We start from the raw sequence: 13545 nt of genomic DNA on the forward strand, positions 1-13545 counted from the left end.
ACATTTAGTGCTCGAGATTCGAGGCCACCAACGCCCTGACCAGCACCAACAATCAACCGAACCCCGAAAATCCGGTCAGGAGGTCCAACTCAGGTTCGATGACGCTCATCGGGTTTTTGGCCAACGCAGCCGATGTCGTCGCGGCGCGCAACAGGACCCGAGCACGTGTCGTGGGTCGCGGGAGCCGGTGTCGATATAGCGAATGTGGACACGGTAGTCCGTTGGCAGTCTTAGCCTGCCGGGCAACCTGGACAGGGTCGGTGAGGCGGTCAGGATTGGAGGCGAGGGTTCCGTGCGGTCACGGCCAGGAGTGCATTACAAGCAGGCCCCAAGCACGGGTGATGCGCTGATTAGCCAGAGAATCGCAGGGCGCCGACGGCAGGCGTCAACGGAGAACTCCGCAACATGCCGGCGGTGTCCGACTCAGGAGGCATGATGTCTCCATGTCTTCCCCGCTCGATGATGTCGCTGGGGCGGTGGCCAGCGCTAAGTCCGGTTCGCCGCTGTCGCAGGTCACCGTCGTCGTGCCGACGCTGGCGGCGGGTCGTGATGTCATCCATCACTTGGCTCGCACCGGAGCTGTCGCCAATACCGAGGCGGTGACGCTTCCGCAGGTGGTCAACCGGCTTGCCGCGCCCGTCCTGGCGCCTCGTCAGCCTTTGCCGTATCCGCTCCTCGAAGCGGCCGTCGAACGGGCGCTCGTTGAGGAACCCGGTCGGTTCAGCAACGTCAGCGACGAACCAATCACCGCGCGAGCACTCGCCGGCGCGATCGCAAAGCTCAGCGAACAAGAGTCACCCCACCTCGATGACCCAACCCCGGTCGTCACCGAGATGCTTCGTATCCGCGAGCAGGTGCTCAGACGGCTGACCGGCCGCTACTACCTCGCTCACGAGGCATTCGCGGCCGCCCGTGCGCGCCTCGGCGGACTCGGCGAGATCGTCATCTATGCACCCAACCCGACGACGCCCGCTGCAGACGCGTTGCTTGCTGAGCTCCAAGCGCGCGGCACCACCGTTGAGTTCGAACCCGAGGTCTCGCCAACGCAGGTCATCCATACCTCCGATGCCGACGACGAAGTTCGCGCCGTTGTCCGACTGGTCCGTAAGCAGCTGGCTGGCGGCATCCCCGGCCACCGCATCGGGATCTTTTACGGCACCGAGGACCCCTACCTGCCACTTCTGCACGAGAACCTCACAGACGGTGAGATCGTGTTCAGTGGACCGGAATGCCACTCGCTTGTTGATCGCCCCATCGGGCGGTCGCTCCTCGGTCTCCTCGATCTCGACCCGGAGAAACTACCGCGGCGCGAACTGTTCGCGATCCTCGCCGAAGGCGCGATGCATCGACCTACGGTCGGTGACGAACCAGCATCGTTGCGCAAGCTGGAAACGCTGACCCGGAGGTACGAACCGATTGTCGGCGGCGTCGACTGGGAACGTCTGACCCGTGTGCCGGCCGAAGAATCCCACCACGCACTTGCGAGCGGTCTCTGGAACTACATCACCGAGCTCCGCGCAGACTTCGCCGCGATCCTCGATGCCAAAGACTGGCAGACGGTCGCCGACGGACTTAACCGTCTGCTCAACCTTCGCTTCCGCATCCCCAAGTCCGAGATCGACGGCATCGACCTCGCCCACGTGCGCGCCGACTGCGCCGCACTGGCGCACATGGACGGTATCGCCCCACCCCCCAACGCGGCCCGCATCCGAGATGCCCTCGACGTCCGGTTCCGTGGCCGGGGCGGTGTGCACGGTCGTTCCGGAGTCGGCGTTTCCATCGGCCCGCTGAGTTCCGGGGTCGGCCGAGACCTCGACGTCAGCATCGTCATCGGAGCTGCCGACGGCATCATTCCAATGCCACGTCGCGACGATCCGCTCCTCCCGGAGGAACTCCTCGGCGTCAGTGCGCGTGACCACATCGAACATCAGGAGCGCATTTTCGAGTCAGCTGTCACCTCGGGTCGCGTCGAGCGCATTGTCACGTTCCCCCGCGGCAACCTTCGGGGTGGTGCCGAGAAGGTGCCCTCTCGATGGCTTCTTCCGGCGCTCGGCACGATGGCCGGGAAGGAGGTCACCGTGGTCGACTGGCTGACTCAAACTCGGGATGCCGTGAGCATTGTCGCGGTCGAGTCCTTCGACGTCGCTGCGCAAACCGCCGATCCTCGCATCGGTACGTCGGCAGCGTCGGCCACCGAATGGCGGCTGCGTGAGCTCGCGGCTGTACCCGCCGACCGCCGCCAGGGTGCCCTCGACGATCGCCGCATCAACCTCGGGATGCGGATGCGCAGCGACCGACTCAATGGACGCTTCACCCGATTCAACGGCAACCTCGCCGATGTGCACCATCTCCTCAAAGTGTTCGACAAGCCTGTGGCCCCGACAGGCCTCGAGATGTGGGTGGAGAGTCCGTACAGGTTCTTCCTCGAGAAAGTGCTGGGGTTGCGAGGTCTCCCAGACCCAGACGAAGTGGCTCAAATCAACGCGATCGAGAAGGGCACTCGGCTACACAAGGTTTTCGAGGAGTACATCGGCAGCATGATCGCGGGCGACGACCCAGACCACGGCCGCCTGCAACACATCGCGGACAGAATCCTCAGCGAGGCCGAAGCCGAGAACCCAGGCTGGCTCGCGCAGCTGTGGGCGAAAGACCGCGGGGCGCTCGTCCGTGACATTAGTACCTGGTATGACCACGACACCGTCGACCGCGCGGCAGGATGGCTCCCCGTAGCCGTCGAGGACGAGTTCAAAAACGACAGCGCAATTTCGTTCGATCTCGGGGATGCCCACGTGTTCCTTTCCGGCAGCGTCGACCGCATCGACCAACACCGCGACGGACGAATCCGTGTCACGGACTACAAGAGTGGACAAGCCAAGAAGTACAACGACATCACCGAGGCAAACCCAACCGACAGTGGCAAGCGTGTTCAGCTCCCCACGTATGGTCTTTTCGCGCGCACGCTCGGCGATCAAGTAAGTGCCCGGTACTGGTTCACCTCCTCCGCTGGAAAGTTCGGTGAAGTCGGGTACGACATCACCGACCCTGTCGTCGAGATCTTCCGCGCGGATCTCCGACTCATCCACCACGAGATCATGGCTGGCCATTTCCCGCCCAAGACACCGGAATCCTTCTTCGACGACCCTCTCATCGACTTGATTGGCAGAACCAGCCTTCGACGGGCCTGGGCCAGCCTCGAGAACGTCGATGAACTCGACGACTACACGCAGAAGTACGGTGCACAATGACCACCTCGGAACTTGCCGACGCTGCGGCCCGAGATCGAATTACCACAGGTACCGCAGATACACTCTTCGTCGAAGCCGGTGCCGGCAGCGGAAAGACTCACTCCCTCGTCCGCCGAATCTGTCAACTCGTGCTGAACGATGGCATCGCGCTCGATGCGATCGCTGCCATTACGTTCACCGAGAAGGCCGCCGCAGAACTGCGTGAACGTATTCGCGTCGAACTCGCAAAACATGAAGGCCACCGTGCCCGCGAAGCGCTCGACCAGATCGACACCGCCTCAATTGGCACCCTGCATGCATTCGCCGCTCGCATCGTCAGTGAGCATCCGCTCGAGGCGGGGGTACCGCCGCGGATCACTGTCGTCGACGCCATGGGTTCGCAACTGTCCTTTGAGCAACGTTGGCGTCGTATGCGGACCTTGTTGTTCACCGATGCGCCGGGCGTCGTCATCGACGCGATGGACATCATCCTCGCCGCCGGTGCTTCGCTCGACCAATTCCGCACGCTCGCTGACGCATTGGACCGAAACTGGGACCGGCTAACACTCGACGACAACCCCCAGGGCATCGCACCCGCGGACATCGACCGCATCTTGCGGGAAGCCGACAAGATCATCGCTGGCCTTGAGGACTGCCTTGACCTCACCGACGCGCTGGCAATCAGAATTGACAAGGATCTGCGGGAGTGGCGCGATTCGCTGGACGCCGAACGAAATACCACCGCATGGATACCGATGATCTCGAAGTGTCCTGGACCGGGCACCGCCGGTAAGGGTGCAGCTTGGCGCGGGGGTGTGCCACAGAAGAAGATGGTCAGTGCGGCGATGAAGGCGCTGCGCGAGGAAATCGGACCCGAGGTTCGCGGCGCGTATGTGGATGGTGCCGTGCGGGTGGTCATCCACCACCTTTCGCGACTTATCCTCGACGAGGCGGTTATCCGGCAACGCAGTGGGCAGTTGGAGTTTCACGACCTGCTCGTGCACGCGCGGAACGTCCTGCGTGAGCCTGGCGTCGCCGCCAGCGCTCATGCGCGATACCAGCGCATCTTGCTGGACGAGTTCCAGGATACCGATCCTCTTCAGCTCGAGATCGCTGAGCGCATCGTCGCGGGCGCCGATAGCCCGGGCAGGTTGTTCACCGTCGGTGACCCGAAACAGTCGATCTATCGCTTCCGCCGCGCCGACATCGCCGCCTTCATGTCCGCGCGCGACAACACACCTGACGACGACATCGTTCAGTTGACCACCAACTTCCGGTCCACTCGCCCGGTCATCGATTGGATCAATGTGGTCTTTGGTGCACTTGTCGTAGGTGAGCACCACATCCAGCCTGACTACACCCCACTCGCGCCCGCGCCTGGCCGGCCGCAATGGGATGCGGTGTGGGGGCCGACGCCGTTCGTCTTCCCCGACAACGACGAACCTGTTGCCGATGAGCAGTCACTCGGAAAGGCGGAGGTGATCCGCGCTCGCGAGGCCCGCGATGTCGCGAAGACCGTCGACGCCGCCGTGAATGCGGAATGGTGCAAGGAGTCTCCGCGGGACGATGGATTTGCTCACGAGCCGTTGCTGTGGAAGGACATCTGCATCCTGATCCCGTCGCGGACCGTCCTGCCAGCGCTGGAGAAGGCGCTTGACGAGGCTCGTATCGAGTTTCGGTCCGAGGCATCGAGCCTCGTGTATTCCACGCAGGAGGTGCACGATCTGCTCGTCACATGCCGGGCACTGGCCAACACGGCCGATGAAGCCGCGCTCGTAGCAGCGTTGCGCAGTCCACTCTTCGGGTGCGGCGATGATGATCTCCTTCGTTGGCGCACAGCGGGTGGTCACTGGAACTTCCACGTCGATCCACCGGACGGCCAAGGCGAGTCTCCGGTTGCGGATGCCTTTGCGTATCTGCGTGAACTGTCCTTCGATTTGGGCGACCTCAATCCCGGCGGGCTCCTGGCGCGACTCGCCCGAGAACGTCGTGTGTTCGAGGTATCGATGGATTCACCGCGCCACCGGGATGTGTGGCGACGACTGCGGTTCGTTATCGATCAGGCACGAGCCTGGTACGGCGCGGATGGCGGGTCACTACGCGACTACCTCGACTGGGCAGCGACCCAGGCGGATGAGAACGCACGTGTGGCCGAGACCGTGCTCCCGGAGATCGGCGTGAACGCCGTACGCATCATGACAATTCACGCAGCCAAAGGCCTGCAGTTCCCGATGGTGGTGCTGGCCGGAATGAGCACCGGTTTCCGTTCGGTATCAGAAGCTTTGGTGTGGGGTTCCGACAATCGGCCATATGTGTCTGTATCCGCGACGGTGAAATCGCACGGCTATGCCGACGTCAACGAAGTCGAGAAGCAGCACACCGAAGCCGAAAAGATTCGGCTCCTGTACGTCGCATGTACTCGCGCGGAAAGTCACCTCGCGGTGTCGGGGTATGTGGGTGACCGTGCGTCGTGGGGCCAAGTCCTCGCTCCGGGCCTCGATGCGGTATCCAATATCGTTCCCGATCTTAGTGACCCGGTTCCAGTTGATGATGAACCGATCGCCGCGCAAGACCGGCAGACGTTGGAGGAATGGTCCCAGGAGACCGCTCGGATTGCTGAGGTGTCGGCGCTGCCAGCGTCCTACTCGGCGACCCGGATCGCGCACCCCGGTGATGTCGGCGCGACCGAGCTGCTTGGGCTCTACCGCGACGGTGGTCTACTCGCATCCTCGGCGCAGCCCGACGTCGTCACCGCGGGTACTCCCAGCCTCGACAGCGGAACCGACTTGGGGACTGCGCTGCACGCGGTCCTGGAGGAGGTTGATTTCAGTGCAGATGACGACACGATTGATGCAACCGCGCGACTGGCGGCATCCGCTGCCGGCCTGGCGGATATCGACCATTTCGTTGCGCTCACGAAGTCGGCCCTGAGTTCCGCTCCCGTTCGACGTTCGGCGGAACGCGAGCATTGGCGCGAGATGCAGCTCGCCGGCTTGAGCCCTGATGGCGAGACCGTCGTTGAAGGCATTGCGGACCTCATCTACCGCGATGACGACGGATCGCTGGTGATCGTCGACTACAAGACCGACGTCGGAGTCTCGCAGGAGACGCTCGAGGCGTACTGGGCTCAGCTGTCGATCTATGCGGAACTGCTGCGCCAGGCAACGGGGGAACGTGCGTCGCGGCTGGAACTGGTGTTCTGCCGGGTAGGGGCGGCTGTGGTGGTGACGAGGTCAGTGGTGGGAGCCTGAAATGGTGGCGTCGACCGCGTTCAATGTGACTGCCCGCTACGAAGCCGGCAATGACGAGGGTCCACCGCTGGAGCACTTCCCGGTGGTCTCCGGCGAATGCAAGCTCCTCGTCCGGGATGCCAGCCTGTGTGAATTACGATGTGGCGGCGGGAATGTCATCGCACTGACTGGTTCACGGGGTCTTTTGGCCGGGTCGCGCACGGCAGGAAGCCAACACGACGTGCGTTCCGGGTTTCAGCGCGGACCCGTTCGTGAGGGGTCTCGGGGCCATCGATGTGTTCGAACTTCCGTCCGCGGAGATCAAAAGCAAAGTGGGAGTGAAAGATGAGTAGCCCGGTATCAGCGGAGACACTTCTGGCGAACTATCTTCGTGGGTTCTTCTGGGCCGACGATGAGTGGCTCGAGGTCAACGGGTCGGAAGCCACCTACTGGCAGGCTCGACTGGCACAGACCACGTCGGTCGAAGTACTACCGGATGGCAGAGTGAAGTGGCGGGTCCGCACCCTTATCGTCGAGCACGTGTCCAGCGGCACACTGGCGTCACACATCTGCCTTGCGCTGAATCGCCATGCCGTCGGCTGGAGTTTCGCCTACAACCCCGTTGATCACACCATCCACGCCCTTGTCGCGATTTGTGCTCCTCCGCATTGGGACACATTCATCCTGCGCCTGTCCGAGAAGGCCAAATTGAGCGCGTGGATGTCGGATGTCATCGCAGAGCGACTCGCGTCGGTTGTCGGTGGCGTACCTGCCTACGGTCACCCTCCTCGGCGGAGTGCACCGCGGCAGAGTTTCGATGCGACGTATTACCTGCTGGAGACAATCCGTGGCAGACCAGAGTGGATACTGGACCTTACGAAGTACCAGTTGCCCTCCGTGGAGGACGCAGCTTCGACCATCGCCGAGATTGTCGACGTGCCGCGGGCTCAGGTCTGGTGCGACCGGAATCAGATGAGACTGCCCATAGGTACGTTCAACGGCCGCGATGTGCACATGAACGCAGGCTATGCACGGCATCCCATCGCCGGGGAATGCTGGCAGAGTTCCCTGAAGTTGGGCGCTGACAGGATCTCAGACCCGCTTGCCGAACAACTCTCGGCGATGACGTGGCATCTCTTTGTTGATTCCGAGACGAACCTCCTGGGTGGCTGGAGCTATGAGGCCGGTCATCTCGTCTATCAGCAGTGGAACACGATGTCAGAGGTTCGCTGTCAAGAACAGCTTGGCTCCTACGACGGTAGGTCGGCGGCAGATCTGTGGGGCTTCACCTCAACGCTGAGCGATGTCCTCGGTGAAATCGCCCGGGTTCCATTGCGGTGGGAGCCGCAAGGCGGCCTGCTGAACGACTCTTCACAACGAGCGGAATGGGTCATCGCGTCGATCGCCGAACAAGCTCGACCGGCTCTTGCGGGCAGGCAAAAAACCGAGGACGAGCCCGCCGACCGTCGCCTGCTGTGGATGGAGCGTCGTCAAACCGTCAGTGTGGCGATCTGGTTCAACCCGATGGGTCCGACGGTCACCAGTATGGAGGTTTGTGCCCTGCCCGACGGGGCCGAATACCTGATGTACTACCGCCGACACCCATCGGCGCCCTACTACTGCGTCCTCGGCCCTGTCAGTGACGGCCCTCAATTGGCGCGGTACCAGGAGGACGGAACCAAGCTGCTGGTTGACGGTACACTCCCGAATGTTCTTGTGCAGTGGAATAATCCAACCGCTACGGCCGAGGAAGTGCCGCAGGTGCTTCGCAATAGGGTTATTGAGGTCGCGCAGCAGTCCGGTACCGATTTGGCCGCCGAAGCGGCATGGATCGCTGAAACGATCGGCCAGCCTTGGAAATTTGTTGATCATGAAACAACAGAGCGCGATCGCGTGCGCGCGGCTGCGGCCGAAGCAGCTGCTGCCCGGCCCGCCCCCGATCATGGCTTCGCCCAGTGGTGGGAGCAGGCCTCCAGCTTCGACAACTCAGTTGCCAACTTTAAGGAACTGCCGGATGCCTGGGATGGATCACTGAACGTGCTGAAGGGCAACGAGTATCTGGGAATGCTCGATGTCGGTCCGATGTTGCTGACTTACTCGTCAATTGGCACCCCCGACCCTGACCAAATCGGATGAGGGCGAGCGCACGGGGTGACATCGGTATGGGCAGCACGAGCGTCTTTGCGTGCCGGTTCCCGGATGTGTGACCCACTTACCGCGTTGCAGAAGGGCTGTCGCACCGGATTCGCGCGTAGTTCGGAGTCGTACGATGGCATTCTGAAGTCTCGTCCTGCCGCCAACGACGAAGACGTCGAGACATCTCGGCGTCTCTCTCGGGGGAACTAATGGCTCGATCGAAGCACGCGCACTCAGACTTTGTGTGGCCAAACCGAGGCGAGCTGGTGCGCCATGCAGAAGACGACGATCTGTGGAAGCAGTACCTCAGGACCAAGGTTCACATCGACAGTCCCGCTGGGGGTGGAACGGTTTGGCCAGCCGAGAGCGGCGAGGTGTTGCCACCCCTTGGCCCTTTGCATGTCATTACAGCTGTCCAGCCCGACTCCGTGCCCACGAGTGACGAGAATGCTGCTCGCCTGTCGGTGTTGGATCATGAACTAGACACCGAGAGTGTTCATTTCATGCATGCCGTTGGGCTGAGCCTCGATGATGATTATCACGAGACCAGCAGGGCGGTATTCGGACTCACCGACGCCCGTGCCCGCGATATCGGAGGGCGATTCGGCCAGGTGGCGATCTTTGCCTGGCACGGCCGACGTTGGTCCTTGTTCGCGTGTGCGACCGACCGGCAGACTCACCGAGGTTGGCGGTGGATTCAAGACGGTAGTGCTCGCTGACGGTGCCGTAGTGATGGCGCTGTGCGGTGGCTGCAGCGCCTTCGAGATGCCTGCGACTCAAGAAGAATGTCGGTGCGCCTCGCTATATTGATGACGCTTCATGAGTCGCCGACCCCGACGCTCCGGCTGGGCGGCACGCCAACCCCACGTTCATGGGTGGCCCGGATGGCCGAAGCGGCCCGCACCGACCGGTGCCGGGCAAGAGCGCCTCCCCGCCGGAGGCTGCGAGTCGAAGAGATTCGCGTTATCTGACAACCGCCGACTACCCGCTCACGAACGCGGTGGGCACACAACCCCGCGAGCGTGCTGACCCAGGACCGACCGAAAGGAGACCGATCTCTGTGAAGCTCTACTACCACCCTGACTACGTCGCCGCCGGGTACGGCTTCGACACCACCCGCAAGTCCGGCTGGATCGCCGACTCACTGGCCAGCGACCCGATTGAGGGTGTCGAGGTCACCGCTCCGACGCCGCTGACCGTGCGCGACCTCACCCGCGTCCACGACCCCGAGTATGTGGCAGCAGTGCAGACCGGCAACCCGCAGTGGCTTGCCGAGTCGCAGGGATTCGCATGGGACCCCGCGTTGTGGCAGATGGTGCTGTCGTGCAACGGCGGCGTCGTGGCAGCGGCACGCAGCGCCCTGGATGAGGGCGTGGCCGGCTCGCTGTCCTCGGGACTGCACCACGCGCGTTACGACGAGGGCGCAGGATTCTGCACTTTCAATGGCCTGGTAGTCGCGGCGAAGAGACTGCTGCACGAGGGCGCAGCGCGGTCGGTGCTGATCCTCGACTTCGACGCACACTGTGGCGGCGGCACCGCCCAGCTCATCAAAGGTGACGAGCGCATCACGCAGGTCGATGTGTCGGTCAGCTCGTTCGACCGCTACCCGGGGCAGGCCAACTCGACCCTGACGCTGGTGCACAGCGCCGACGAGTACCTGACCACCATCAAGGGGGCACTGGCCCAGGTCGATGCCACCGCGATCGATCTGTGCCTGTACAACGCGGGGATGGACCCCCACGAAGACTGCGTTGTGGGCGGTCTGGACGACATCACCGCCGACGTACTCGCCTGTCGGGAGCGCATGGTGTTCGACTGGTGCCAACAGGGCGCTCTAGCGACGGCGTTCGTGCTCGCCGGCGGCTACATCTCCAGAACGCTTGATGAGGACGCCCTGGTGGAACTGCATCGACTCACCATCGGCGCCGCTGCCAATCTTCTGGCAGAGCCCTACTCACGTTTGTGACCTACTGCGCCCGCACCGGCCGGCCGCGCACGAGCCACAGTTGTCGGCGCTGCTGCACACAGTGACGAACCTGAGCTTGAATGTGTTGGACGACCGAACTTCGCTCATTGGCCGCTATCAGGGGCTGTCGGAGGACGTGCCGTGCCGTAGTGCACCCTGGGTGTCAGTCGTCGCAGAGCATGCAGGGTGTGAAGGAGCGAACCGATGACGGACGCGGCGAGAGTCGACGACGAATGGCTGAAATTGGGGTTGGGAGATGCCCATCTAACGATCGCCAGAGCAGTGTTTGAAACACCTGCCGATGTGAGGCCGTGGGTTAGTGTGCTAGCCCGCTTCGGACCCACGCCCGACAGGCTGAGGGAGGCCATCTTGGCGGGGCTCGACCCGGATGAGTTTATGGCTTGGCGATCGGCCGGTGTCCCTTCGCAGAATATCGGCCAATGGCCAAAGTTGTTGTCGCAGGCAGGCCTCACGCCCGACCACGTGAACCGGTGGAGGTCAGCTCGCCACAAGCCGTCGACCCTACCTCGCATTGTCGGCTATTTATCAGACGATGTCACCTTCGACGAAGTCCTGGAATTGATCGAGAATTGGAACGCGGAGGGTCTCATCGGAGTGGTCGAGTCAGGTGTCGATATCTCGGATGTAGTCGAGATGCGGAGGGCCGGTGTTCGTGGGCAGACGCTCGTCGACTGGAGTTCATCGGAAGTCCCTGCCTCAGCCTGGAGCGACTGGATGGGGGCAGACGTTTCGCCAGACGTGGCCGTGAGATTTCACGCCAGGGGGCTTGACGCCAACACCGCACAGGAATGGCTCGGCACCGGACTGTCGGTGACCGAAGCTGTCGAACTATTGGACAGCGACGTGGACATCGTCACCGTGCATGAATGGGTTGACTCCGGTTTTCCGCCGGCGGACACCGCGACGTCTCTCGGAGCAGACCTGTCGCTGACAGAGGCGCATGCCTGGACCTCATCGAATATCCCGATCCGCGCCGCGGTCGTGTTTGTCCGTGCTGGTGTAGCGCTCGATACGGCCGCCGCGTGGCTCGGGCAGACAGACATGGACGCCGACGAGATCGTCGACTTTATCCAGAAAGGGGTTTCGCTGGACCAGGCCGTGGACTTCGAAGGGCGAGGAATCGGGTCCCACCAAGTCCAACGTACCGATGCAGGTTTGAAACTCGACCTGGACCCGTGGCAGGAAGATCCCGCAGACCAGCTGCCGAATACCGTCGAGGCCGGCGCGGTGAATCTCACCTTGTGGATGGATGCCTGGGGCGGCGACCCTAAGGCGTACGACATCGATTTCATCTGGGATGGTGACCGAACGGTGGAATGGTACGAGGACATCAGTCTGGTCAACGACCTGTCGCCCATGTCGAGTTCACCGACGAGTGGTGTGCTGGCGTGGCCCGACGGCGAGAACGTGGTCGTGACGTACACGTGGAGCGACTTGGGTTTGGAAGGGCATGACCGGCTTACCGGTATCGCTCCGACCAACGGGGGCGCCGCGAGTGATCCTGCGCAGTGGGTCCGCCTTGGATTCGCAATACTCCGATTTGTGCTCAACGATCTGGGAGACCGTTACGACGAAGATACGACGGAGTACCTCGACACAGTCGGTGACTGTCTCGTCGACATTCATGACGTGTTCAAGGTCTACTTGGGCACAGATGCGGCTTCCACAGGCGACTTCGGCAGATGGCTCGAGGGTCAAGTCGCTGCGGGACGATTCGAGGAGTTGGAAGACGAAAGCTAGTGGCTGATGTGCGTCGGGCCTTGGCCTCCGGTGCCCCTGACCATCCACCGGGCCGCCCAGCGCCGCGCCCCTGAATACTGCGAAGCAGGAGAGCGTTCTATGAGTGGGTTCACCTCAAACGATCAGTGGCGATCGTTCCAGACCTTCGTTGCGGCGTACCTCGCGGGAATGCTGCACCCGCGGGACGTCTTCACCATCTCGCGCAGGTCTGCGGTGATGCCGCCTCTGGTGGAGTTTCGGTGCGATGCCGACAGCGGCCTGTGGTTCAGGCTCGGCGCACTGGCATGGAGCGACGGGGATGACGCGGCCGTCCGGGTCTCTCGGAAGGAACTGAACCAGGTCTCCGCGCACACGGTTGGTCTCCTTCGCAATGGGACGGACCTGGACGACCCGGGCGAGTTGCGCCTCAGTGGCAGTGGCCCCGCCAGTGCAGTAGCGGTGCTCGCTCGGGGCGGGTTCATGAGCGGTGATGGCAGTGATCCAGCGAGAGCAGCCGCGCAGCACGCGAGAATGTCTGCCGACATCGATACCGAGGGTGACGCGATAGATGCCGCGGCTCAAGCAGTCGGCGATCGTGCGTTCGCTGGGACCAAGAGCGGTTCGATCGCCGCGATGGCCTGTGCAGCTGAGTTGGCGCGGCTCCGAAGTTGGGATGATCCCTTCAGCCCGACACCTAAGTCGGGCTTCTTGGTTGGTGGCCAATCGCCGAAGGATACCGGAGATGGTGGCTCGCGGCCGAAGCCGGCGGGGTGATCTTCCGGGCTCAGCTGACGACGCGACTGCATCAGATGGTCGGTGTCGATCGCTATAGTGATATCGCTTCATGAGTTGCCGTCCCGAGGCTCCGGCTGGGCGGTACGCCAACCCCACGTTCATGGGTGGCCCGGATGACGAAGCGGCCCGCACCGACCGGTGTTGGGCAAGAGCGCCTCCCACCGGAGGCTCCGAATCGAGGAGTCCGTGTTGTCTGTCAACCACCCCGCCACGCCGCGGTGTGTGTCCTTTCGCCCTGGGCACCGCATGCATTGGATTCAAGCCCGCAAGGCTTGGGAGCCAGGGCAACCCGAGATACCGGTATCGGTGGCCGCAAACGAGGACGGAGTTGTAGAGCTGCGCGGCAAAGGCGTCGAGCTTGACGGCGCTCATCGAAATTCCCCAGTGATGCTCATCTGAATTCCTCACCCGTGTGGCTCCGCCAGAGTAGGCGGGCCTCCCGTGATGCTGATGG

7 protein-coding genes and 2 riboswitches are annotated in these 13545 nt (G+C 62.8%); all 7 genes read left to right on the forward strand.

What is annotated here, in order from left to right; all coding sequences use genetic code 11:
- Window positions 1–443: 443 nt before the first annotated feature.
- The 7 genes from ACIGKQ_RS24700 to ACIGKQ_RS24730 all read left to right on the forward strand — a co-directional run bounded on the left by ACIGKQ_RS24700 (window position 444) and on the right by ACIGKQ_RS24730 (window position 13070).
- The gene (locus ACIGKQ_RS24700) at window positions 444–3245 is read left to right on the forward strand and encodes a PD-(D/E)XK nuclease family protein (protein WP_396575133.1); all 2802 of its coding nucleotides are present in this window, start codon (window positions 444–446) and stop codon (window positions 3243–3245) included.
- Entirely contained in the window at window positions 3242–6475 is a 3234-nt protein-coding gene (locus ACIGKQ_RS24705; protein ID WP_396575134.1) for a UvrD-helicase domain-containing protein, read from the forward strand. The genes ACIGKQ_RS24700 and ACIGKQ_RS24705 overlap by 4 nt, the downstream gene beginning before the upstream one ends.
- Window positions 6476–6799: 324 nt before the next feature.
- Complete coding sequence (locus tag ACIGKQ_RS24710; RefSeq protein ID WP_396575135.1) at window positions 6800–8590, forward strand: hypothetical protein; 1791 nt, start codon at window positions 6800–6802, stop codon at window positions 8588–8590.
- 209 nt (window positions 8591–8799) lie between these two features.
- Window positions 8800–9309, forward strand: a complete 510-nt coding sequence (locus tag ACIGKQ_RS24715; RefSeq protein WP_396575136.1) for a DUF3293 domain-containing protein — start codon at window positions 8800–8802, stop codon at window positions 9307–9309.
- Window positions 9310–9405: 96 nt separating this feature from the next.
- Window positions 9406–9520: riboswitch (SAM riboswitch) on the forward strand.
- A gap of 130 nt (window positions 9521–9650) precedes the next feature.
- Window positions 9651–10556 carry a hypothetical protein gene (locus ACIGKQ_RS24720; RefSeq protein ID WP_396575137.1) on the forward strand — a complete coding sequence of 302 codons (906 nt, stop codon included), beginning with the start codon at window positions 9651–9653 and terminating at the stop codon, window positions 10554–10556.
- Window positions 10557–10760: 204 nt separating this feature from the next.
- Complete coding sequence (locus ACIGKQ_RS24725; RefSeq protein ID WP_396575138.1) at window positions 10761–12317, forward strand: hypothetical protein; 1557 nt, start codon at window positions 10761–10763, stop codon at window positions 12315–12317.
- Between the two features lie 99 nt (window positions 12318–12416).
- Window positions 12417–13070, forward strand: a complete 654-nt coding sequence (locus ACIGKQ_RS24730) for a hypothetical protein (RefSeq protein ID WP_396575139.1) — start codon at window positions 12417–12419, stop codon at window positions 13068–13070.
- A 66-nt stretch (window positions 13071–13136) separates the two neighbouring features.
- A riboswitch (SAM riboswitch) is annotated at window positions 13137–13249 on the forward strand.
- The last annotated feature ends 296 nt before the right edge of the window (window positions 13250–13545 follow it).

This window comes from Gordonia sp. NPDC062954, from assembly GCF_044543825.1.
Lineage (GTDB): Bacteria > Actinomycetota > Actinomycetes > Mycobacteriales > Mycobacteriaceae > Gordonia > Gordonia tangerina.

Coding starts and splice junctions, on each gene's coding strand:
- ACIGKQ_RS24700 (WP_396575133.1), top strand. CDS start 444: ATGTCTTCCCCGCTCGATGATGTCGCTGGGGCGGTGGCCAGCGCTAAG.
- ACIGKQ_RS24705 (WP_396575134.1), top strand. CDS start 3,242: ATGACCACCTCGGAACTTGCCGACGCTGCGGCCCGAGATCGAATTACC.
- ACIGKQ_RS24710 (WP_396575135.1), top strand. CDS start 6,800: ATGAGTAGCCCGGTATCAGCGGAGACACTTCTGGCGAACTATCTTCGT.
- ACIGKQ_RS24715 (WP_396575136.1), top strand. CDS start 8,800: ATGGCTCGATCGAAGCACGCGCACTCAGACTTTGTGTGGCCAAACCGA.
- ACIGKQ_RS24725 (WP_396575138.1), top strand. CDS start 10,761: ATGACGGACGCGGCGAGAGTCGACGACGAATGGCTGAAATTGGGGTTG.
- ACIGKQ_RS24730 (WP_396575139.1), top strand. CDS start 12,417: ATGAGTGGGTTCACCTCAAACGATCAGTGGCGATCGTTCCAGACCTTC.